Origin of the sequence: Serratia bockelmannii, from assembly GCF_008011855.1 — a bacterium.
In the GTDB taxonomy this organism is placed as follows: Bacteria; Pseudomonadota; Gammaproteobacteria; order Enterobacterales; family Enterobacteriaceae; genus Serratia; species Serratia bockelmannii.
Window position 1 is genome coordinate 802,434 of the sequence record NZ_VOUX01000033.1, and the last position, 23,797, is coordinate 826,230.

Below are 23,797 nucleotides of genomic sequence, written 5' to 3' on the forward strand. Positions count from 1 at the left end.
CCTTATGCAATACAAAACAAAAGTAGATCTGGATAGATCTATCGATGAACTCAAAAAACTATCAAGAACGTTTTCACGACAGTATCTATACACCAACGAATCAAGAGCTAATTTCTCACTGGAAATAGACCAACTTATTCAGTTTGCAAAAAGGGATATCAGTATACACTGCACATCCTACGCTGGGGCAATCAGTATAATCGAAGAAGAAATCAACAACCTCAGACGACAAGAATTCAACATTAATACAGGTAAAGCCAAGCTCTTTGTCGCAATAAAAAAAGAAAAAAGAGAAAGATTTTCAAACCTGGTGATGAAACAAGTTGGTTTTGTCAGTGGCGGCTCTCAGATATTTGCCGGAATCGGAACCTGTGCACTTTCTGCAGGCATGGCCTGCGGGGGCGTTGGCGTACCGTTAATGGCTCAAGGAGCAAATAATTTTTACGAAAGTGGCTATTATTTACTTTTCAGAAAAGATAAGGTTGGCAGTATAAGAGAGGCATACCACTACGCGGCTAACTATCTAGGCTATAATAAAAATGAAGCTGACATCGTTTATAGTTCCGTTGACATCTCACTATCTGGGTACGGTATATTTAGCAAGTCATTAAGACCAGACTCTTGGCGGTTGTTTAAACACATAAATAGCGATTATATTATTGGATGGAAAAAGCTTGGCACGGTTCCATTAGGCACAGAGGTTTTTTCCAATGCCATAACCGGCTATGGAATTTACAAATTAATCGATGAGGAAACAAAACAGTGAGCGATGACGTCACGCTTTCCACCTACTCTTACTCATTTGTGTTTTTATACTTTTTCCTGTCAGTTGTAGTTTTTGTCGGGCTGTATCACCTAAAAAAGAAAGTTAACAATAAAAAATCTTATTCTCTTTTTGTGATAGTTACCATAGTAAATCTATTTACAAGCATCACCCAAGGTTTAATATTTAACTATGGTTCTGAGATACTGGATTCAATGCTCAATATAAAATTCCAAGATTATGACGAGGTATGGTACGCCAGTATTATATTCGCCCTAATTTACTTATCTCAACTACCGACTAATCTCTATTACAAGAAAAAGGGTAAGAATAATGCTAGCAATAGCAAAGGCATCACCTGACACATACAGCCTCACGTTATTACATTGAAGTTTTCGACCATATAATGCGTTAACCAAAAAAAATTTAGTCACTCACGTTCAAAGTTCTCTCTTAGGAAAGAAATAAAGTCGAACTCATCCCGTTATTGAGTTCCACTGTCTAGCCATAAGATCTTATCAGCAGGAATGCCTTATGCGATTTTCCATTGTAAAAAATAAAAGCGGCCAGGTTCCGCCGCAGAGCAGTTGCGATTTTCTGCCGCCGGGCGGCACCATCGGCCGCAGCGTGGACAACAACCTGGTGCTGCCGGACGAAGAGCGCGCCATTTCCCGCCTGCAGGCGATCGTGCACATTTCCGCTGACGGCGAATGCCGCATCACCAATCGCGGCAACGTTACCCGCGTGCTGCTGAACGACATTCCGCTGGAACGTGGCCGCCAGGTTGAACTGCAGGACGGCGACGTGCTCGGCATCGACGATTACCAGATTGAAGTCAGCGCGCTGCAACAGCACGCCGCGCCGCAGGCTCAACCGGTGGCCAAGGCCGTTGCCGCGGCTGCGGCCCCTGCAGCCGCCGCCAAAGAAAAATCCGCCGCGCCGATCCCCAACGAAATCTGGGACAGCCTGGTGGAAGAATTTACGCCGAACGCGCCGGCCGCCGTCATACCGCCGCCGATCACCAATCCGGACAATCATCCGCTGCTGGAGACCCCCGCTCGCGAGCTGAACCCGGCCGATCCGCTGGCGCAGCTGGCGGGCGAGGTCGATCTGCGCCAGCTGCAGCAGCAACAAACCGATCCGGCGGCGCTGTTCAACACCGACACCACCTTTGAGCGTGAGCATATCCTGGCCGACACCACCCCCAGCGCGCTGCTGGCGGAGCAGGCTGCGCCGACGCGCCCGGCTCCCCCCGTCCAGAATGCGCAGCAACCGGAGCAAGAGCTGGATCCGCTGGCGCTGTTCGGCGGTTCATCCGCGCCCGCTTCGCCAGAGACGTTAAACAGCAACGATCCGCTGGGGCTGCTGATGGGCGGCGCCGTGCCGCTGGCTCAGCCGGAGGAAGCGGTACAGCCGCCGTCCCCGCCGCCAGCACCGGCTCCGGTCGCCGCACAGCCGGTAGCGCCGCGCCCACAGCCGACGCCGCCGCCCGTGCAGACGCCTGATCCACAGCCCCAACCTGCGCCGCAGTTCAGCCAGCAGGAACCGCCTGCACAGCCGCCGCGCCCGCGCCAGGGCAACCGCCTGGGCATCGATCCGGTCGCCTACCAATCCGCTCAGCGGCAGCACGCCGCCGCGCCAAGTGGCGACGCATTGGAAGGGCCGTTGCTGGCGGCGCTGCTGCAAGGCATCGGTCTCGACGATCTGCAACCGCAGCCGCACTTTGACGAACAACAGATCCGCCAGGCCGGTCGCCTGCTGAGCCTGTTCTCGCAAGGCACCGTCGCCCTGCTCTCATCCCGCTCGATCCTCAAGCGCGGCGTGAAGGCCGAGATGACCATGATCCTCGACGAAGCCAACAACCCGTTCAAGCTGCTGCCTTCGGGAAAAACGGTGCTGATGCAGATGTTCGGTAGCCAGATGCCGGGCTTTATGCCGCCGGAACAGGCGGTGCGTGACGCGCTGATCGACCTGCAGGCGCACCAGCTGGGGATGATCGCCGGTATTCGCGCCATCATCGCCGCCATGCTGCAGTCGTTTAACCCGGAGCGTCTCGAAGAAGAAGCGCGCAAGGAAGGCGTGGCGCCGCGTCTGTCGCTGCCCGCCAACCGCAAAGCTGCGCTGTGGGACTACTTCGTGAAGAACTATCAGCAAACCTCCGGCGAAATCGAGGACGATTTCCACACCCTGTTCGGCGAAGCCTTCCTGCACGCCTATGACGTTGAAGTGAATCAATACAAAGACTCACAGACCAAACCGGACGCGTAATGAATATCACCATAGCCTCTACCTCCAACCAGGGCGGCCGCGCCTCCAACCAGGATCAGACCGGCGAGGTGCTCGGCAACCGCGCCGCCTGCTTCGTGGTGTGCGACGGCATCGCCGGTTTTCCGGGCGGCGATATCGCCGCCAAACTGGCACGCGACACCATTTTGCAAAACTTCGACGGCGAAAAGCACCTGAACGCCCAGAGCATTCGCCAGCACATCACCAGCGCCAACGCCGCCATCCACCAGCAGCAGCGGCAGTCGGACGAATACAGCAAGATGGGCACCACGCTGGTCAGTCTGTTTATCGATCGCGATTACCAGTTGGCCTACTGGGCGCACGCCGGCGACAGCCGCCTGTACCTGTTCCGCCGCGGCTACCTGCATACCGTCACCACCGACCACAGCCTGATCCAACAGATGCAGGACGCCGGCTACCAGACCAACGGCATCAACAGCAACCTGCTGTATTTCGCGCTGGGGCTCAACGAAGAGCGCGACGCCACCTACAGCGACGTGCTGCAGCTGGAAGACGGCGACGTTTTCCTGCTGTGCACCGACGGCTTCTGGCACAGCTTCAGCCAGGCCGAACTGGAACAGTCGCTGCATATGGTCAACTCCCCCAGCGAGTGGATCGCCCTAATGCAGCAGGCATGGAAGAAAAACAATAACAGCGATAACTACAGCGCTATCGCCGTCTGGATTGGCTCACCGCAGGAAACTACCCTGCTGCATTCGCTGGCGGATGCGGAGCGGTTTCTGAGCCGCGACTGAGCAGCGCACATTCACAGCAAGGTTCACTATGAAATATTGGATGCCGGGGCTCGTCGCCCTGATGGCGGTGCCGACCGCGCAGGCGATGAACTATCGCCTGGTTTACTCCCCCAGCCAGAAGCTGGAAGTGTTTATCGATGACGTCAAAAACAGCAATCCGGCAAGCTGGTGCGGCAAGAGCATCCCGCTGCGCATCGTCTCGGCGCAAAGCCAGGATCCGGCGGTGCTGAACGACTTCCTGCCGCGCGTCGGCAATCTGCTGGAAAAGCAGTGCCCCAAAGCCGGCCACCTGCCCTGGACGCTGACCGACAAGCGTGGTGAGAAGCTGGCCAGCGGCGAAGCCGCCAAAGCGCGCGGCTGGAAACCGGTGGTCAAACAGGAGGCCGTCGAGCAGCCGGAAACCCCGCCGCAGCCGGCTATCCCTGCTGCAGTGGCCGTGACTTCTCCGCAGGCGGACACCGCGCCGCCTCAGCGTTTCAGCCTGCCGCAGGGCTGCCACTTCCGCACCTTCTGGGGTGACGAAGCCAACGGCGGCGCGCTATTCATTCCCGCTGGTGAGGCGCTGCGCTGCGGCGAGGACGGCTGGCTGCAGGGCAGCGGTGCGGTCACGCTGCAACAGGGCGGCCAAACCCTCTCGCCGACGCTGTGGTTCCTGCAAGGTTACCCGCTGGCGAAGGTGAACGGCGGCGATCGCGCGCTGACCGTCGTCAGCGCCAACGCCCAACGGCTGGTTTTGGGCGGCAACCCGCAGGCGCCGGGCAGCTTCCTGCTGCTGAGCTTCGAACCGAAGCTGCACGCCTGGGCGTTCAACGGTGAAGCGATCGTTGAAATGCCGCGCGTCGATGCCGCCGACGAGAACAAGGTCAAACAGCGCGTACAGCAGGCGCAAACCGCCTGGCAGCCGCTGCTAAGCGCCCCCGCCCCGCTGACCTTCAAGCTGGTAGAAAAGCTGGCCGCAGACCGCGTCGATCCCGCCAGCGGCAGCTACCTGTCGGTTAACGGCGCCACTCACTGATTATAAGGAAAGCCTGTGAAATCATTAGCAAGCATGCTGCAAGGCCAGTCGATCGCCGCGGCCATCACCGCCGTCGAAAACGATATCAAGGCGAAACCGGCGGATGCCGACCTGCGCGCTGCGCTGGTGCAACTGCTGTGCCTGAGCGGCAACTGGACGCGCGCCAACGCGCAGCTGAAATCCTGGCAGGCGCTGAAACCGATCGCTCAACCGACCACGCTGCTGCTGATGCAGTCGGTCAACGCCGAGCTGCAACGCCAGGCGGTGTTTGCCGGCGCGGCCGCGCCGGCGCTGCTGCGGCAGGATCAGCCCTGGCTGCAACTGCTGGTGCAGGCGCTGCATCAGGATGCGCAAGGGGCGGCCGAACAGGCCCAGACGCTGCGCGACGAAGCGCTGGAGGCCGCACCGGCCGGCGCCGGGCAGTTAACGCTGGCTGAAGGGAACCAAGAGCGGCAGCTGAGTTTCGACTGGCTGACCGACGGTGACGGCCGCCTCGGGCCGGTATGCGAGCTGGCGCTGAACGGCGTTTACTACTGGCTGCCGTTCGCCGATATCGCCGCGATCCAGTTCCAGGCGCCGCAGAGCGCCATCGATCTGGTGTGGAGCCATGCACTGGTGCGTCTGACCGACGGCCGCGAACAGGTATGCCAACTGCCCGCCCGTTACCCGCTGGCCGAAGGCAGCGACGACGCGCTGCTGCTGGGCAAACGCACCGAATGGCAACCGCTGGGCGACGGCACCCACTATGCGGGGCTAGGCCTGAAGACCTGGCTCAGCGAAAGCGACGAATTCCCGCTGCACAGCCTGCGGCAGCTGAGCTTCGACGCGAGCGCCTGAACATGAACGATAAACGCCCACCCCACTACGACGGCGGCGATCTGCGCCGCCAGGGCTATCGCAATCGTCAGGACAGCGAGCGCCTGACGTCGCGCGACAAAATGCAGCCGGTGCTGCTCGACATGCTGACCGACGACGAACCGCAGAAAAAACAGGAGGCGCAGGTGCGCAACCTGGTGTCGCACAGCGAGCTGCGCCGTCGGGTGCTGCGCGATTTGCAGTGGCTGTTCAACTGCGTCAACAGCGAATCCAATCTGGATCTCGGCGATTTTCCGCAGGTGCGGCGCTCCACGCTGAATTACGGCATCGCCTCGCTGGCGGGCAAGCGCATGTCGGACATCGAATGGCTCGACATTCAGCGCGCGCTGACCGATTCCATCCTCCATTTCGAACCGCGCATTCTGCCCGAAGGACTGCAGGTGCGCTGCATTTCGGACACCGGCTCGCTGGAGCTGCACAACGTGCTGTCGATCGAAATCAAGGGCCGCCTGTGGTGCGTGCCCTATCCGCTGGAGTTTCTGTTCCGTACCGACGTGGATCTGGAAAACGGCCACTTCGATCTGAAAGACATAGGGTAAGGCGATGGACAGTAAACTGTTAGATTATTACAACCGCGAGCTGGCCTATCTGCGTGAGATGGGCGCCGAGTTCGCCGAACAGTACCCGAAGGTCGCGGGCCGTCTCGGCATGCGCGGCATCGACGTGGCGGACCCTTATATCGAGCGCCTGATGGAAGGCTTCGCCTTCCTCACCTCGCGCGTGCAGCTGAAAATGGACGCCGAGTTCCCGCGCTTTTCTCAGCGCTTGCTGGAGATCATCTACCCCAATTACCTGTCGCCGACGCCGTCGATGGCGATCGCCGAGCTGCAGCCGGACAGCAGCAAAGGCGACATCAGCAACGGTTTCGTGGTGCCGCGCGGCACCATGATGGACAGCCAGACGCTGAAGAAAAGCGGCATCACCTGCAGCTACACCACCGCCCATGACGTCACGCTGCAGCCGGTGCGCATCGCCGGCGTCGAGCTGGGTGGCATTCCGGCCGATATCCCGCTGGCCTCGCTGGGGCTGCAGCACAGCGGCAGCGTCAGCGCGCTGCGCATTCGGCTCGAGTGCTACGAAAGCGTAACGCTCAACAACCTGCAGTTGGACCAATTGATGTTTTACCTGGCCGGGCCGGACATGCAGGCGCAGCAGCTGCTGGAGTTGCTGATGCAGCACAGCGTCGGGCTTGTCTGCCAAACGGTGGAGGCGCAACCGCAGCGGCGGGCGCTGGCGCTGGACGGGCTGCGGCAGGAGGGCTTCGCCGCCGAGCAGGCGCTGCTGCCCAACGACCTGCGCAACTTTGAAGGCTACCGGCTGCTGCAGGAGTATTTCGCCTTCCCGGCGCGCTTCCAGTTTTTCAGCGTCAACGGCCTGCGTCCGCTGCTGCAGAGCGTGCGCGAAGGGAAAAAAGCGCTGCGCCAGTTCGAGATCGTGGTGCTGCTGGATCGGCACGACGCCGCGCTGGAACGGGTGGTCGACGTTGCCCATTTGGCGCTGCACTGTACGCCGGTGATCAACCTGTTTCCGAAGATCGCCGAACGCATCGCGATCAACGAAAAAAACCACGAATACCATCTGGTGGTCGACAATATCCGGCCGCTGGATTACGAAGTGTTCTCGGTGCAGCGGCTCGGCGGCAGCGCCAGCGAAAAACGCTACGAGCAAGAGTTTCGGCCGTTTTACAGCACCCTGAGCGCGGACGACGGCAACTATGGCGCCTACTTCTCGCTGCGGCGCGAACAGCGCACCCTGTCGGAACACGCCCGCCGCTATGGCACCCGCACCGGCTATGCCGGTTCGGAAGTGTTCGTATCGCTGGTGGACGAACGGCAATCGCCGTGGCACAGCGATCTGAAATACCTCACCGCCGACGTGTTGTGCACCAGCCGCGACCTGCCGTTGATGTTGCTGCAGCAGGATCAGGGCAACTTCGTGATGCCCGATTCAATCCCGATCAAGCAGGTCTCGCTGCGCAAAGGCCCCACCCCGCCACGCCCGGCGCTGGCCGAAGGGATGATCACCTGGCGGTTGATCAGTCAGCTGCAGCTGAATTACCTCAGCATGATGGACGGCGATCCGGAACAGGGCGCCGCCAGCCTGCGCCAGTTGCTGGGGCTGTATGGCAACCTGAGCGAGCCGGCGATCGCCAAACAGATCCAGGGCGTGCGCCACTGTAACCTGCGGCCGGTCTATCGGCGAGTGCCTGAACCCGGCCCCATCGTGTTCGCGCGCGGCATCGCCATCGATCTGACGGTCGATGAGCAGGCGTTCTCGGGCAACAGCCCTTACCTGCTCGGCAGCGTGCTGGAGCGCCTGTTCTCGCGCCTGGTGGCGATGAACACCTTCACCGAGATGACGCTCTCCAGCCAGCAACGCGGCGAAATCGCCCACTGGCAGGCGCGCATGGGCAAAAGGACGCTGATATGAACGCGGAGATGATCGCCACCGAACTGGCGCCGCCGCAGATCAACGCGCTGTATCGCCTGCCGGACGACTTTTGGCCGCGGCTGCGCAGCGCGCCTTACAAGCACGATCTGTTTCAGCTGCTGCGCCGCATCGACGCCCAGGGCGGCCAGCCCTACCTGCTGGGACGCGCGCCGCTGCCGCGCCACGAGATGCTGCGCCTGGGGCAGGAACCTTCGCTGTCGTTCGCACCCTCCACGCTGGCGCAGGTGACGCCGCGCGCCAACAGCCCGCTGCACGACGTTTCGATCTTCAGCTTCGGTCTGTTCGGCCCCAACGGGCCGCTGCCGCTGCACCTGACCGAATACGTGCGCGAACGGGTGTATCACCATCAGGACACCACCCTGCTGGCGTTCACCAATCTGTTCCATCACCGGCTGACGCTGCTGTTTTACCGCGCCTGGGCCGACGCGCAACCGACGGTATCGCTGGATCGCCCGGACAACCGGCGCTTCGACGAGTACCTGTCGAGCCTGATCGGCCTCGGCCAGCCGGCGCAGCAGGAACGCGACAGCATCAACGCCCACGCTAAACATTTTATGGCCGGTCATCTGATTCGCCACAGCCGCGATCCGGAAGGCCTGAGCAAGATTTTGCAGCAGTATTTCAAGGTGCCGGTGCGCATCGTCGAGAACGTGCCGCACTGGCTGCGGGTAGAACCGCGCGAGCAGGCGCGGCTCAAGGCCGGACGCGGCGCGCCACGGCTCGGCGAGTCGGCTTTTCTCGGCATCGCGGTGCGGGATATCCAGCACAAGTTCCGCATCGAGCTGGGGCCGATGCCGCAGCGGGACTATGACCGCTTTCTGCCCGGCGCCGATCTGTGCCGGCAACTGCGCGACTGGGTGCGCCAATACCTGGGCATCGAGTTCGTCTGGGAAGTGCGCCTGATCCTGGCGAAGGAACAGGCGCACGGCATCCAGCTCGGCGGCGCGCAGCGGTTGGGCCTGAGCAGTTGGCTGGCCGACCATCGGCGACAGCGCGATCTCGACGATCTGATCTTCAGCCCTGAACCGCTGGAAAACCCGTTCTGACCCTATTTCGGCCGGCGCCCTGCGGCGCCAGGCCACTCTGAGACCTGAGGAAAACCATGTCTGAAATCAGCCGCTCGGTATTATTTGGCAAACTGGATAGCCTGTTATTCACCTCTCTGGAAAGTGCGACGGCGTTTTGCAAGCTGCGCGGTAACCCCTACGTCGAACTGGCGCACTGGCTGCATCAGCTGATGCAATCGCCGGACGGCGATCTGCAGCAAATCGTTCGCCACTTCGCGCTGGACGAGGCGCAATTGGCGCGCGACATCGTCGAGGCGCTCGATCGCCTGCCGCGCGGCGCCAGCGCCATCTCCGATCTGTCCGAGCACATCGACAGCGCGGTAGAACGCGCCTGGGTCTATGGCTCATTGAAATTCGGCGCGGCGCGCATCCGCGGCGGCCACCTGCTGCTCGGTATCCTGAAAACCTACAGCCTGCGCCATCTGCTGAAGGCCATTTCCCCGCAGTTCGAGCGCATCAACGCCGATCTGCTGATGGAGCAGTTCGCCGCCATCACTGCCCACTCGGCGGAAAATATCCTGGATGCGCCGGCGGAAAGCGCCGCCGATAACGTATCCGGCGCACCGCGCAGCGGTGAAAGCGTGCTGGCGCAGTATGCCCAGGATCTGACCGCCAAAGCGCGCAACGGCGAGATCGACCCGGTGGCCGGCCGCGATGAGGAAATCAGGCAAATCATCGATATCCTGATGCGCCGCCGCCAGAATAACCCGCTGCTGACCGGCGAGGCCGGCGTCGGCAAAACCGCGGTGGTAGAAGGCCTGGCATTGCGCATCGTGGCCGGCGACGTACCGCCGCAGCTGCGCGACGTGAAACTGTACCTGTTGGACATCGGCATGCTGCAGGCCGGCGCCGGCGTCAAAGGCGAGTTTGAAAAACGGCTGCAGGCGGTGATCGACGAAGTGCAGTCCAGCCCGACGCCGATCATCCTGTTTATCGACGAAATTCACACCCTGATCGGCGCCGGCGGCACCCAGGGCACCGGCGACGCCGCCAACCTGCTGAAACCGGCGCTGGCGCGTGGCCAACTGCGCACTGTCGGCGCCACCACCTGGTCGGAATACAAGAAATACATCGAGAAAGACCCGGCGCTCACCCGCCGTTTCCAGGTGGTGCAGGTGCACGAGCCAAGCGAAGACAAGGCGCTGCTGATGCTGCGCAGCACCGTCAGTCCGCTGGAACAACACCACCGCGTGCTGCTGCTGGATGAAGCGGTGGACGCCGCGGTGCGGCTGTCGCATCGCTATATTCCTGCCCGCCAGCTGCCGGACAAAGCGGTGGCGCTGTTGGATACCGCCTGCGCGCGCGTGGCGGTCAGCCAACACGCCGAGCCTGCCCAGGTCGAAGACTGCCGCCACCGCATCGATGCGCTGCAGATAGAGTTGGATATCGCCCGCCGCGAGGCCAAAGTCGGCATTGGCGATCCCCTGCGCCCGCAGGAAATTGAAACCCAGCTGACCGCGCTGCGCCAGGCGCTGGAACAGCTGACCGACCGCTGGCAGCAGGAGCTGGCGCTGATCCAAGAGATCATCACGCTACGCGCCCAGTTGCACCAGCAGGAAGCGGAGCCTACCGGCGAAGAAACAGAGGCGGCCCCTGACGCCGACGCGCTGCGCGCCCAGCTGGGCGAACTTCAGCAGCAGCTGAGCGCGCTGCAGGGCGAAGCGCCGCTGATCTTCGCCGCCGTCGACGCCAACATCGTGGCGGCGGTAGTGGCCGACTGGACCGGCATCCCGCTGGGCCGCATGGTGAAAAACGAGATTGAGGCGGTGCTGCAGCTCTCCGACACCCTGAACCAGCGCGTGATCGGCCAACGCCATGCGCTGGATCTGATCGCCCGCCGGGTGCGCACTTCGCGGGCGCGGCTGGACGATCCGAACAAGCCGGTCGGGGTGTTCCTGCTGGCCGGGCCGTCCGGCGTCGGCAAGACCGAAACCGCGCTGGCGCTGGCGGAAACCCTGTACGGCGGCGAGCAGAACGTCATCACCATCAACATGAGCGAATTCCAGGAGTCGCACACCGTTTCGACGCTCAAAGGCGCGCCCCCCGGCTATGTCGGCTACGGCGAAGGCGGCGTGCTGACCGAGGCGGTGCGCCGCCGCCCTTACAGCGTGGTGCTGTTGGACGAAATCGAGAAGGCGCACCCGGACGTGCATGAGATCTTCTTCCAGGTGTTCGACAAGGGCTGGATGGAGGACGGCGAAGGCCGCCATATCGATTTCCGCAACACCATTATCATCCTGACCTCCAACGTCGGCACCGATCTGATCGCCGGGCTGTGCAGCGATCCGGAGCTGCTGCCAGAGCCGGAAGCGCTGAGCGGCGCGCTGCGCCAACCGCTGCTGTCGGTGTTCCCGGCCGCCTTGCTCGGCCGCCTGCTGGTGGTGCCGTATTACCCGCTGACCGACGCCACGCTGGGCAACATCGTGCGCCTGCAGCTGGGCCGCATCCAGCGTCGCCTGGCGGAGAATCACGACATCGTCTGCACCTTCGACGACGCGGTCATCGAGCAGATCGTCAGCCGCTGCACCGAGGTGGAGTCCGGCGGCCGCATGGTCGACGCCATCCTGACCAACACCCTGCTGCCGCAGATCAGCCACACCCTGCTGACCGGCAGCGCCAACGACCAGCGCTATCGCCAGCTGCATATCGCGCTGCAGAACCACGAATTCATTTGTCAATTTCAGGCATAACGCCGCGGCCGCCGAGACGGCGGCCCTTTGAACACAGAGAGTCATCACTATGTCGGGAACCGGGATAACCAAACCGAATTCGAACAGCCTGCCGAGCGGCTATCGATTCAATGAATTCGAGATCCAGGAAGCGATCGGCGAAGGCGGCTTCGGCATCGTCTACCGCGCCTACGATCACCAACTGGAACGCACCATCGCCATCAAGGAGTACATGCCAACCTCGCTGGCGAAACGCAACGACGATCTCAGCATCGGGCTGCGCGGTGAACGCTTCAGCAAAACCTTCCAGGCCGGGCTGAACAGCTTTATTCAGGAGGCGCGTCTGCTGGCGCGCTTCTCGCACCCCGGCCTGCTGCACGTGTTGCGCTTCTGGGAAGAGAACGGCACCGCCTACATGGGCACCCAGTTTTACAGCGGCACCACGCTGAAGAACCTGCAGGCGCAGCAACCGGAGAAAATCGACGAGGCGTGGATCCGGCGGCTGCTGCCGCCGCTTTTCAGCGCCATCAACACCATCCACCAGGAAGGCTATCTGCACCGCGACATTTCGCTGGATAACATCCAGATCCAGGAAAGCCAGCTGCCGGTGCTGCTGGACTTCGGATCGGCGCGTAAAGAGATCGGCAACCTGTCAGACGAAACGGAGATCATGCTCAAACCGGGCTTCGCGCCGATCGAGCAGTACACCGAGAACAGCGACGGCGAACAGGGGCCCTGGACCGATATCTACGCGCTGGGCGCCGTGCTGCACACGCTGATCGTCGGTTCGCCGCCGCCGGTCAGCGTGGTGCGCAGCATCGAAGACAGTTACCAGCCGCTGGCCGAGCGCCGCCCCGCCGGCTACTCGCCGGAGCTGCTGCGCACCGTCGATCGCGCGCTGGCGCTGAAGCCGGAAGACCGCCCGCAGACCATCGATGAAATGGCCGAGCTGCTGCATCTGCCAATCGCCGATGAAAACGAAATCATCAGCACCCCTGCGGCTGCGCCGGAGAACCTGCTGGTCGCCGCCAACCCGGCTGCCGCTGCAGCCGCCGCCGGCGCCGTTACCGCGCGCAGCACCCAATTCTCGCGGCCGATGATGGCCGGCGCCGGCGTCGCGGCGCTGCTGGTGATCGGTGCCGTCGCCTGGCTGAGCGGCGGCGAGGACGATACCCAGGCCGTGGCCCAAAACACTGAGGCGTCGCCGGCGCAGAAAACCCTGACGGAGCAGCCGAGCGCGCCGCAAACCGCGCAGCCTGCAGCCGCGGAACCTGAAAAGGTGGCACCGCCACCGCAGCCGGTGGCGTTGGTGTACTTCAAACTGCAACCGGGCGAACAGGTCAGCCTCGACGGCACGCCGCAGCAGGTGACGCCGGGCGCAAACGGCTTCGCCAGCCTGAACCTGGCGCCAGGCCGCTATCAGCTGGAAATCCGCCACGACGATCGACTCCGCCGCCAGCAGCTCAGCATCGACACCGCTGGCACCTGGCTGGTCAATCCGGCCACCGCCGGTTAATCCCGTTCTGAAACTCCGCCTCGGCGGGGTTTCCCTATTTCATGAGACTGACGCACCACTGCCCATCCTCATTGGCCGCGCGGCAAGGCCGCTGCAACGCCGGAGTATGCAGGGCATGACGTCAATCACAGAGGACGTTCTCATGTTGGACCGCATTATTGCGCACACGCCGCTGGGCCAGGAGCAACTGTTGTTCCGCTCACTGGACGGTATCGAAGCGCTTTCCACCCCTTTTGACTTCTCTATTGAATTGCTGAGCACCGACGCGCGGCTCGATCGCAAAGCGCTGCTCGGCCAACCGCTGACGCTGGAGATCCCAACCCAGGGCTTCCTCAGCGCCCCGCGCTACCTGAACGGCAAGATCACCGCCATCGCCGTCAGCAGCGAAGAGATCGGCGGCACGCGCTACGCGGTGTATAACCTGCACGTGCAGCCGGATCTCTGGCCGATGACCAAGGACCGTAACTTCCGCATCTTCCAGGAACAGACGGTGCCGCAGATCGTCAAGACCCTGCTGGCGGAGCACAACGTGCAGCTGGAAGATCAGCTGACCGGTGACTATCGCCTGTGGGGCTACTGCGTGCAGTACAACGAAAGCAGTTTCAACTTCATCAGCCGCCTGATGGAGCTGGAGGGCATCTATTACTATTTCAAACACGAGATGGGCAAACACACGCTGGTGCTCGGGGACGCCCCCCACCACCACCAGCCCTATCCCGGCTATGAGATGATCCCCTACCACCTGACGCCGTCCGGCGGCAGCACCAGCGAGGAAGGCATCAGCCAGTGGACGTTGTCCGATCGCGTCACGCCGGGTATCTACAGCCTGGACGACTACGATTTCCGCAAGCCGAACGCCTGGCTGTTCCAGGCACGGCAAAACCCGGTCTCGCCGACGCCGGGGCAGATCGACGTTTACGACTGGCCGGGCCGCTACACCGAGCATCAGCAGGGGGAGTTCTACGCCCGCGTGCGCCAGGAGGCCTGGCAGGCCGAACATCAGCAGATCCGCGGTACCGCCACCGCGCTGGGCATTGCTCCCGGCAGCACCTTTACGCTGTATAACGCCCCGCACGCCGACGACAACCGCGAGTACCTGACGCTGCAGGCCAACTACCATCTGAAAGAGAACCGCTATGCCAGCGGCGACGATCAGAGCAGCGAACACCGTATCGACTTCATCGTGCTGCCGGCGGACGTGCCCTGGCACCCGCCGCAGCAGGCCACCTGGCCGAAAACCCACGGGCCGCAGACCGCCCGGGTGGTCGGCCCGGCCGGCGAATCGATTTGGACCGACAAATACGGCCGTATCAAGGTGAAGTTCCACTGGGATCGCTTCGGGCCGAAAGACGACGGCAGCTCCTGCTGGGTGCGCGTCTCCAGCGCCTGGGCCGGCCAAGGCTACGGCGGCGTGCAGATCCCGCGCGTGAACGACGAAGTGGTGGTGGACTTTATCAACGGCGATCCGGATCGGCCGATCGTCACCGGGCGCGTCTATAACGAAGCCAGCATGCCGCCTTGGGCGCTGCCGGCCGCCGCCACCCAGATGGGCTTTATGAGCCGCACCAAGGACGGCACCGCCGACAACGCCAACGCCCTGCGTTTCGAAGACAAGGCCGGCGCCGAACAGGTGTGGATCCAGGCGGAGCGCAACATGGACACCCAGGTGAAAAACGATGAAAGCCACACCATCGCTAACGACCACACGCATCTGGTGGGCGGCAACCAGATCAAACGGGTGGTGCTCAATCAGGCAACCGGCGTCAAAGGCGAATCCTCCGCGCTGACCGGCAAAACGCGCAGCGACGCCGTGGTTAACGCCTTTACCCTCGGCTCCGGCGAATCGCTGCGGCTCGAGTGCGGCGAAAGCGTGATCGAGCTGCTGGCGAACGGCCAAATCAACATCACCGGCACCAGCTTCAATATCACGGTGAAAGAGGACGGAGAGATCAATACCGGCGGCCAGCTGGATCTCAACCAGCCTGGCGGCGCCGCGCGCACCGCCGCACCGGGCGGTGGCCATCAGGCAGCAATCCAGAGCGCCGTCGATCAGCTGTTCCCGAAATCCTGATGCCGACGCGGCCCTGCGCCGCGTCCTTTCCCCTGATTACTTGCAAGGACATCCATGGATTACCTTTTCCAGGAAGGCCATTTCACCCTCCCCGCCATCGCCTGGCAGGACTGCACGGTCAATATTCTCAAAAACCCGCAAACCGGCGCCTCGCTGGTCATCACCCGCGGCATCATTCCGCAAGGTGCCACGCTGGAGGACGAATTCGAGAAGCAGTGGCAAGCACTGCTGCCTCAGATCAGCGATTTGCAACAGTCGCCGCGCCGGCGCATCAGCGCCGGGCCGCAGGGCCATCTCAAGGCGATTGAAGTCACCAGTCGCTTTATCCGCGCCGGACACCACCATCATCAGCATCAGTTGGCGGTGCAGCCGGACGAGAGCCAGACGTTACTGATCGTCACCTATGCCGCCATGCGCCCCTTCACCCCCGAGGATGACGCTCACTGGCAGCAGGTGAAAGCGTCGCTGGTCTTGACCGAACACAGTGAACAATAGCCATGGCTGAGATCTGGGCAGCAAGAAAGGATGATGAACTGATCCACACCAGCGCGTTGGCGGACATCGCCAGCGCCGTCGCCGAAGTCGCGGTGTATGCGGTGGCGACCGCCGCCGTGTCCGCAGCAGCCGCCGCCGCAGCGCCGGCATTGGCAGGGGTGGCGGTGCTCGGCGCAGCGGCGACGGCGGCCTCCGGCTGCGTCGGCGCCGGGCTGATCGTCGGTTTTGCCACCAGCCTGACCGGCGTCGGAGAACATATCAGCAACGGCTGCGACGCCGTGGCCAACTGGCTCTTCCCGCCTTCCGTCTCCGGCGTCATTCTCACGGGCTCCCCCAACGTCTTCACCAACGCCAAACCGGCGGCACGCGCCGCAGGTCGTTTACTCACGCCCGCAGAGATCAAAGCGTTACCGGCGCCACAGCCGCCGCAAAGCTTCTGGGATTATGGCGCCGAGCTGCTGGCCGCCGGCGGTAATATCCTCTCGCAGCTATGGCAGCCCGGCGTCGCCGGCCCCAGCCAGCCCAGCCAACCGCTGGAAGAAGATAAAATCAGCTGCGACAAACACCCGCTTCCGCAATACCTGGCGGAAGGCTCCAGTAAAGTATTTATCAACGGCCAACCGGCCGTACGCAGCAATGACCGTTCAACCTGCGAGGCGAAAGTCTCGACCGACGTCTCCAAAAATGTGCAGATCGGCGGCGGCACGGTGGTGGTACGCGACATCAAGAGCGGCAAGCTGCCGGGTATCGGTTTGGCGCTGACCGTGCTGCCGCTGCTGCTCGGTAATCCGGCCAAGCTGGTTAAGAACCTGCCTTGCATGATCGGCGGCGGTCTGGCGGCGGCGGGCGTTAACGCCCTCGGCGAAGCGATCCACGCCGCCTTTAACCCGGTGCATGCCGCCACCGGCGCCAAGGTATTGAACGACGAAGAAGATCTGGACCTGTTGCTGCCGGCGCGCTTTCCGCTGATCTGGCAGCGCAATTACAACAGCCGCAATGGCTATCAGGGACTGTTTGGCCACGGCTGGCGCACGCCTTTTGAAATTTGGGTCGATCTTAACGACCGGGACGGCGTCATTGAGTGTTGCCTGCATGATGAAACCGGTCGTGAGCTACGCTTCCCGCTGCCTGAGGTGAACCAGCCGAGCTTCAGCGCCGGTGAAGGGCTGATGTTCCGCCGCGGTGAAGAGGGACAGCTGCTGATCGCGGACACCGACGGCAGCGTCTGGCGGCTGTTCGTGCCGCTGCCGCAGACCCCTTCCCGCCTGAGGCTGGTGTCGTTGAGCGATGAGTACGATAATGCGCTGCTGCTGAACTACGACGAACGACAGCGCCTGAGCCACATCGTCGACAGCGCCGGCACCATGACATTGCGGCTGGAATACGGCGATCCGCGCTTCGACGATCGCGTCACCGCCTTGCGGCATAACGACGAACCACGCGTGCGCTACCGTTATGACGACGGCGGCGATCTGCATCAGGTGATCGACGCCGGCGGCCTGGTCACACGCGAATTTCACTATAACGCCCAACACCTGCTGACCCGCCACCAACAGGCCGGTGGGCCCAGCTTCGAGTATCACTGGGCGATGTTCGACGACTGGCGCGTGGTGGAACACCGCGACAGCGCCGGCGGCGGCTGTACAATCGACTACGATTTGGCCGCCGGGTTAACGACGGTCACCGAGAATGACGGCTTGCGGCACCAGCACCGCTGGAACGCCCAACGGCTGATCGTCGAATATACCGACGAGCGTGGTGAGGTCTGGCATTACCAATGGAATGACGAAGACATGCTGATCGCCACGCGCGATCCGCTCGGCCACGGCTGGCATTTCCGCTACGATGAAGCCGGTAATCTGGTCGAGGAAGAGGATCCGCTCGGCCATATCCGCCTCACCGGTTGGCTACCGCAGCGCGCACTGCCGATCAGCGTCAAGGAGCCCAACGGCGCCACACAGCATTTCTACTACGACGAGCGCCATGCCTTGATTGCCGAGATCGATGCGCTCGGCCATACCCAGCGCTACCTGCGCGATGGCTATGGCCAGGTGGTGCAAGCCGTCGACGCCAACGGCGGCATCAGCCATTTCGCTTATGATGAGCACGGGCAATTATTGCGCGCCCGCGATTGCTCCGGCAAACAAACCCTCTACAAATATACGGCTCAAGGCTGGCTCAGCGAGGTGACCGACGCCGCCGGCGAACGCGTCCATTACCGCTACGATGCCGCCGGCCGCCTGACACAGCTGCAGCGCGCCGAGGGCTGGCAAGAGACGCTGAGCTGGAACGCGCAGGGCCAGCTGGATCGCTATCAGGGGGCCGATGGGCGCCTGACGCATTATCGCTATGACGCAGCCGGCCGCCTGCTGGCCACGCGCAATCCGCTCGATGGCGAGGTGGTGCGCCACTACGACGCCCGCGGCAGATTAACGGCGCTGCGCAACGAGAATGCCGAAAGTTACCTGTTCCATTGGACGGCCTGCAATCTGTTGCAGGAAGAAATCGGGTTGGACGGCGTCAGCACCCGCTATCGTTACGACGAATGCCGCCGGGTCGTCGAGCGCCGCTTCGCCGCCAATACCTCCGCCGCCTTCTCGCACTATTTCAACCATGACGGCGCCGGCCAACTGGTGAGCAAACAGACGCCCGATGGAGAAACCCGCTACCGCTACAGTCCGCTCGGCCAACTGCTGCATGCCGCCAGTGACCGCGGCAACGCATGGCATGACGAGCCGACAACGGCTCAGAGCGAGGTCAGTTTTGACTATGACTTGCTGGGGCGGGTAACCCGTGAACAAGGTGCCAACGGTACGCTGCGCTATGATTACGATCCGATGGGTAACCGCACGCAAACCACCTTGCCCGACGGACGCGCGCTGCGCGCGCTGTACTACGGCAGCGGCCACCTGCTGCAGCTGGCGCTGGACGATATCACCCTCAGCGAGTTCGAGCGTGACAATCTGCACCGCGAGCTGAGCCGTACGCAGGGTCGCCTGACCAGCCGAGTGCATTATGATCGGCTGGGGCGCAAAGACCGGCGGGAGATCTTCAATGACAACCGCCAGCGCCCGGCGCCGGCCAGCAGCTCGCGCCAGTGGTCCTACGACTATCAAAACAACCTGACGCGCGAAGAACACAACGCCAACCCGTTCTCCTACCAGCGTTATCAGTACGATGCCACCGGTCGATTACTGAACCGGGACGGCACGCTGCCGGATACCGAGCGCTACCGGTACGATCCGGCATCCAACCTGCTGGATGAGGGGCAATTCCGCCAGCGGCACAACCGCGTACTGCATTATCAGGGAATTGATTACCGGTACGATGTCTTTGGCCGCACGGTGGAAAAACGCAAAGGCCACTACCGTTGGCAATATCTCTACGACGCCGATCATCGCCTCTGCGAGGTGGTGCGCTACAGCCAGCATCGCAGCGAAGCCCAGCAGCATGTGCAGTTCCACTATGATCCGCTCGGGCGGCGCACGCAAAAGCGGGTGTGGCAGCAAAGTCAGGATCTGCGCCAACCGGCCGGCAAATGCCAAACCACCACGTTTTTGTGGGAAGGTTTCCGGCTGCTGCAGGAAACTCGCGACGGCATGCCCCTCACCTATGTCTATGCCGATCAGGGCAGCTATGAACCTTTGGCGCGCATCGACGGCCACGCGCCGGCCCAAGTATTTTACTTCCACACGGCGTCGAACGGCGAACCGGAAAGCCTGACCGACAGCGACGGAACGCTGCGCTGGCAGAGCCACAGCAGCGCCTGGGGCCGCATAAAGTATGAGGAAAATCAGCAAGATCTGGATTACTCCCAAAACCTGCGCCTACAGGGGCAATACCTGGATCGGGAAACGGGATTGCACTACAATTTGTTCCGCTATTACGATCCGGATATCGGCAGATTTACCCAGCACGATCCGATAGGTTTGGCCGGCGGGATCAACCTGTACCAATACGCGCCGAATCCGCTGGGTTGGGTGGATCCTTGGGGATGGAAGCCACGATGCGCAGCAACCAAAGCCAACGATCATAATCAGGCAGCTTTTGGTCGACAATGGCAAGGTCGAGGTATCTACAAAGGACGAGACTCTTGGTCAAATATCATGTTGAAAGAAGGTGACATTGTTTATGGCGGCGCTCCAGGGCAATCTGGTTTTTACTTCAACAAGGCGACGCTAGATGCTGCAGGTGGCAGTAGAGCCAAGCTATGGGAAAGTTTGCAGGTGCTTCCACATGAAAAATTTGGTTATAGATCTAAAATACAAGCATATAGAGTAAAAAGAGAAACGATTGCAGGAACAGGTAAAGCGATATCTCAAGACCCAACGAGATTCGGCGAAGGCGGAGGAACTCAATTTTTCCTTTCTAACTATAAAACTGTTCTTGAGCCAATTGATAAGCCTTTTGAAATTGGATTGTAAAATGCAACTAGATACTTATGACGGAACACTAGAACTCGCGGGAATAACGCTAGGTACAGCGACAACCCGAGAAATGCTAATAAAAGGCTCCAGATTGTGGGAGGGTTGGCCAGAAAAGTCAGATGGTAGGACTACATCATACAGAACAATAATCAGTACAAAAAAAGAAAAAGCCGGCGATATATATATAATTGCCGACTTCTCCGGGGCCTTCATTACAGATGCAGTGCTTTGCAGTTGGCGTTTTGCGCCTGAAAAACTCATGATGGGAATACAAAAAAAAGTAGAAGGTGCTATTACCAAAAATCTTCGAACATGGTTTTATGAAAAAACTCATATACAACTTCCAGTTAGTGGTTCATGGGGGCATATTGACGCTGCTTATGACCCACATAATTTAACGGGAACAATAGTGTGCAACTATCGCAGTGCATTTCATACTGAGGATGAATGGCGAAAATATTGCAAAAGGAATAACATAATTTATTAAAAAAGAGGAAACTCATCCACATTATTATATAAAAATTCACACACTCATTCCATAATGCAGAGTGTGTGTGATTTTTCACCCCCCCCTCGAATATCGCAAATAACTACATCTTCACTTCGCACACTAACAATCAATAAAGGCATGAATCATTTATTCACTAGATCTATTTAAATATTATGAACAAAGAGAAAATTGTCATTACCCCATCAAACAGGCAACTATTTGATGGTAACGAAGAGCAGTTTCGTTTATTTAAAAAAGAAGTATCCATCCCTAACTCTAACGAAAAAGTACTTTATGATAACAGCTCTGCGATACCCATATGGGATATAGATGAAAACATTAGGAAGGCGATCGCAGAAAAAATAAGCGGGATAAAAGTCATAGAGTACCCATATGACCCAATACCTTCATATAAAAATGAAAATCTGGATATCTACATTCAGAATGTAGAGTCGGAAATGCACAAAAACAGAATAACAATAATCACGGCGACGGGTGAGTCACAACCAGCAAGATATAAGATAAAGTTGCTGGGTTTCATTTTTCACTAGCGCTCTCTTAGAGGCGACCCCACTGAAATCTTTATAACACTCTGAGGTAACAGATGATGAATATTTCCTGGGATATCGCCAACTTTAATATATCAATGAAAAGCCAGTACAGTGATATCTATGAGTTAGAAAATGATATCAGTAATTTCTTTGGAAGCAGTAATTTTAGTGAAATGGACTCCCTTGACTGGTTTTTAATCAACAAGAAAACAAACGAGTTTTCTTTTTTGTTGTTGAGCGTTCCTTCTTTTTTTAAAGCATCAAGCGAGCGTCATGCCCTTGATGTTGACTCATTACGAGAAATAAAATTATCAGAATGTATCGATAGCTTCGTATCTCACGTCACTATTCAAGACGAAGCAGTTTTCCAATCCAAAGAGAACATTTTAATTGTCGCATCGGATACATCGGCCATCGTTTATAAGACACCAATCAAAGAGGGTCTTTATTTCTTGTCGGGCTGTGATTTTTCGCATCATGGGTTTTTATTGCTCAGTGCGACCCATCATATCCCAGGGGAAACACCACCATCAGATGAGACAATTTCCGATTCGTTATTCTTAAGAATGCTAGATTTGTGCAACCAATATTTTTATGATGCCATGGACGAGCAAGATGAAAGATGTTTATCCATAATAAACCAGTTAGAGAAGGATTGTTTGGCATATCAAAAGATAGACGTTCGCTTACTGCAAACAATAGATTTTATAAAAAACCTTAAATATACATTCTATGATATAGACATGGAATAATTATCTTATGACTGTTCCTCTTTTAAATGAATCTTTAAATATCCCATCAAAAGGCTCCCAAAGAGCCTTTTGATATGCTACCGCGCCGTTAGCCCCCTCACCACTTCTTCACCGTCTGGTAAATCTCGAGGTCGAAATAGCCGTCGGCCTCGCAGTCGTTGAGATAGTGTTCATAGCTCACCCCCTCAACCGGCTGGTAGCCGCTGGCCGGCAGCAGCTTCTGATAGAACTCGCCCCACACCCGCTCGAAATCGCCATCGCTGATGCGCACGTGGTAGACCGCATACTGCCCGGCGGGCAGCGTCTGCACGGTCACGCCCTCGCTGCCCGCCGGCAGCGCGAAATCGTCCGCCACGCTTATCACTACGTCGGCACGCAGCTTTTCCGGCGCCACTTCCGCCGGATCGTCCCAATACAGCACCAGCCATTTGCCAAACGGCACGCCGTGGCGTTTCCGCCATGCCAGCAGTTGCTGCGAGCCCTGCGGGATGGTCTGCGGATACGGCCCCACGACTCTCACTCCCACCACCTTCTCCGCCGCTTTATCGATAATCCTCACGCTCATCGCCCTTATCCTCCCACGTTATTTCAGGCGCCGATTTCGGTGCGCACGTCCAGCAGCTCGGGGAAAAAGGTCAGATCCAACGCCTTTTTCAGGAAGCTGACGCCGCTGGAACCGCCGGTACCTGACTTAAAGCCAATGATCCGCTCCACCGTTTTCATATGGCGGAAACGCCACAGATGGAAACTCTCCTCGATATCCACCAGCTTCTCCGCCATTTCATAGGCTTCCCAGTAGGTCTGCGGGTTGTCGTAGATCACTTTGAACGCCGGCAGCAGATCCGGGTTGCGCTGGTAGGGCTGCGTCCAGTCACGCTCGAGGCACTCCTGCGGGATCGGCAGGCCGTGGCGTGCCAGGTACAGCAAGTATTCGTCGTACAGGCTCGGCGCTTCGAGGATCGCCTTCAGCGCGGCGTGCTTTTCCGCATCGCTGCTAAACACCGCCAGCATCGCCGCATTCTTGTTGCCGAGCAGGAACTCGATCGACCGGTACTGATGCGACTGGAAGCCCGACGAGCTGCCCAGCACGTCGCGAAACTCGACGTACTCCGACGGCGTTAGCGTTTCCAGCACCGCCCACTGTTCGAACAGCAGCCGCTGGATCTGTTTGACGCGCGCGAGGATTTTGAAACAGTGGCTGAGTTTGTCCTGCTGCACCAGCCGCACCGCCGCCTGCAGCTCGTGCAGCATCAGCTTCATCCACAGCTCGGAGGTTTGGTGCTGTATCACGAACAGCATTTCGTCATGATGCGGCGGGTTGGAGAGTGGGTGCTGGCAGTCCAGCAGCGAGTCCAGGCACAGGTAGTCGCCATAGCTCATGCGTTTGGAAAAATCGGTGACAATCGCGCTTTCTAATTCCCGTTTGTTCATCTGTTCTCTCCGTTGCGCCCAGCGCCCCATCGGCCTGGAACGAGCCGCAAAGAGAAAACAATAGTACAGAACCCGCCGCCCCGAAGGGCGATAAACGAGAGGTGCTTCGCAGATCTCACTCATCTGCGTTAACACATTGCCCCTCTCCCCCTGTGTTGTTTAGTAAACAACACGGCTGCCGC

Annotated in this window: 18 protein-coding genes; 16 read left to right on the forward strand and 2 right to left on the reverse strand. The window is 59.6% G+C overall.

The genetic code is table 11. The features are described 5' to 3' along the window. Nucleotides 1-4: 4 nt before the first annotated feature. From FOT55_RS20375 to FOT55_RS20455, 16 genes are all read left to right on the forward strand, one after another. A complete protein-coding gene (locus FOT55_RS20375; RefSeq protein WP_043138696.1) occupies nucleotides 5-766 on the forward strand; it encodes a DUF4225 domain-containing protein in 762 nt (253 codons plus the stop codon). Between the two features lie 531 nt (nucleotides 767-1,297). Beyond that, nucleotides 1,298-3,031 (forward strand): type VI secretion system-associated FHA domain protein TagH, encoded by a 1,734-nt coding sequence (tagH, locus tag FOT55_RS20385; protein ID WP_049206015.1) that lies wholly within the window; start codon nucleotides 1,298-1,300, stop codon nucleotides 3,029-3,031. Further along, nucleotides 3,031-3,804 (forward strand): PP2C family protein-serine/threonine phosphatase, encoded by a 774-nt coding sequence (locus tag FOT55_RS20390; protein ID WP_025303297.1) that lies wholly within the window; start codon nucleotides 3,031-3,033, stop codon nucleotides 3,802-3,804. The genes tagH and FOT55_RS20390 overlap by 1 nt, the downstream gene beginning before the upstream one ends. 28 nt (nucleotides 3,805-3,832) lie before the next feature. After that, complete coding sequence (locus FOT55_RS20395; protein WP_043138706.1) at nucleotides 3,833-4,819, forward strand: double-strand break repair protein MRE11; 987 nt, start codon at nucleotides 3,833-3,835, stop codon at nucleotides 4,817-4,819. A 15-nt stretch (nucleotides 4,820-4,834) separates the two neighbouring features. Beyond that, nucleotides 4,835-5,656, forward strand: coding sequence for a type VI secretion system accessory protein TagJ (locus FOT55_RS20400; RefSeq protein ID WP_043138708.1), 822 nt, complete (start codon nucleotides 4,835-4,837; stop codon nucleotides 5,654-5,656). A gap of 2 nt (nucleotides 5,657-5,658) precedes the next feature. Next, nucleotides 5,659-6,234, forward strand: coding sequence for a type VI secretion system baseplate subunit TssE (locus tag FOT55_RS20405; RefSeq protein ID WP_043138711.1), 576 nt, complete (start codon nucleotides 5,659-5,661; stop codon nucleotides 6,232-6,234). A gap of 4 nt (nucleotides 6,235-6,238) precedes the next feature. Continuing rightward, the gene (tssF, locus tag FOT55_RS20410; protein WP_060433406.1) at nucleotides 6,239-8,125 is read left to right on the forward strand and encodes a type VI secretion system baseplate subunit TssF; all 1,887 of its coding nucleotides are present in this window, start codon (nucleotides 6,239-6,241) and stop codon (nucleotides 8,123-8,125) included. Continuing rightward, complete coding sequence (gene tssG, locus FOT55_RS20415; protein ID WP_049206010.1) at nucleotides 8,122-9,192, forward strand: type VI secretion system baseplate subunit TssG; 1,071 nt, start codon at nucleotides 8,122-8,124, stop codon at nucleotides 9,190-9,192. Before tssF ends, tssG begins: the two co-directional genes overlap by 4 nt. Before the next feature lie 56 nt (nucleotides 9,193-9,248). Next, nucleotides 9,249-11,903: a type VI secretion system ATPase TssH gene (gene tssH, locus FOT55_RS20420; RefSeq protein ID WP_147823934.1), complete on the forward strand. Its 2,655-nt coding sequence runs from the start codon at nucleotides 9,249-9,251 to the stop codon at nucleotides 11,901-11,903. A gap of 49 nt (nucleotides 11,904-11,952) precedes the next feature. After that, on the forward strand, nucleotides 11,953-13,398 hold the full coding sequence (locus FOT55_RS20425) for a serine/threonine protein kinase (RefSeq protein WP_147823935.1): 1,446 nt from the start codon (nucleotides 11,953-11,955) through the stop codon (nucleotides 13,396-13,398). 142 nt (nucleotides 13,399-13,540) lie between these two features. Continuing rightward, nucleotides 13,541-15,469, forward strand: coding sequence for a type VI secretion system Vgr family protein (locus FOT55_RS20430; protein WP_025303305.1), 1,929 nt, complete (start codon nucleotides 13,541-13,543; stop codon nucleotides 15,467-15,469). Between the two features lie 54 nt (nucleotides 15,470-15,523). Then, nucleotides 15,524-15,964 carry a DcrB-related protein gene (locus tag FOT55_RS20435; RefSeq protein ID WP_025303306.1) on the forward strand — a complete coding sequence of 147 codons (441 nt, stop codon included), beginning with the start codon at nucleotides 15,524-15,526 and terminating at the stop codon, nucleotides 15,962-15,964. Between the two features lie 2 nt (nucleotides 15,965-15,966). Continuing rightward, nucleotides 15,967-20,388: an RHS repeat-associated core domain-containing protein gene (locus FOT55_RS20440; RefSeq protein ID WP_147823936.1), complete on the forward strand. Its 4,422-nt coding sequence runs from the start codon at nucleotides 15,967-15,969 to the stop codon at nucleotides 20,386-20,388. Nucleotide 20,389: 1 nt separating this feature from the next. Beyond that, the gene (locus FOT55_RS20445) at nucleotides 20,390-20,878 is read left to right on the forward strand and encodes a hypothetical protein (RefSeq protein WP_071826121.1); all 489 of its coding nucleotides are present in this window, start codon (nucleotides 20,390-20,392) and stop codon (nucleotides 20,876-20,878) included. Between the two features lie 176 nt (nucleotides 20,879-21,054). Beyond that, nucleotides 21,055-21,432, forward strand: a complete 378-nt coding sequence (locus FOT55_RS20450) for a hypothetical protein (protein WP_025303308.1) — start codon at nucleotides 21,055-21,057, stop codon at nucleotides 21,430-21,432. A gap of 53 nt (nucleotides 21,433-21,485) precedes the next feature. Beyond that, nucleotides 21,486-22,184 carry a hypothetical protein gene (locus FOT55_RS20455; RefSeq protein WP_147823937.1) on the forward strand — a complete coding sequence of 233 codons (699 nt, stop codon included), beginning with the start codon at nucleotides 21,486-21,488 and terminating at the stop codon, nucleotides 22,182-22,184. A 97-nt stretch (nucleotides 22,185-22,281) separates the two neighbouring features. Here the strand turns inward: FOT55_RS20455 and sbmC are convergent, their stop codons facing one another. Together sbmC and kynA are read right to left on the reverse strand one after the other, a co-directional pair. After that, the gene (gene sbmC / locus FOT55_RS20460) at nucleotides 22,282-22,749 is read right to left on the reverse strand and encodes a DNA gyrase inhibitor SbmC (protein ID WP_049204947.1); all 468 of its coding nucleotides are present in this window, start codon (nucleotides 22,747-22,749) and stop codon (nucleotides 22,282-22,284) included. 23 nt (nucleotides 22,750-22,772) lie between these two features. Next, nucleotides 22,773-23,615, reverse strand: coding sequence for a tryptophan 2,3-dioxygenase (gene kynA, locus FOT55_RS20465; RefSeq protein ID WP_025303311.1), 843 nt, complete (start codon nucleotides 23,613-23,615; stop codon nucleotides 22,773-22,775). Nucleotides 23,616-23,797 lie beyond the last annotated feature (182 nt).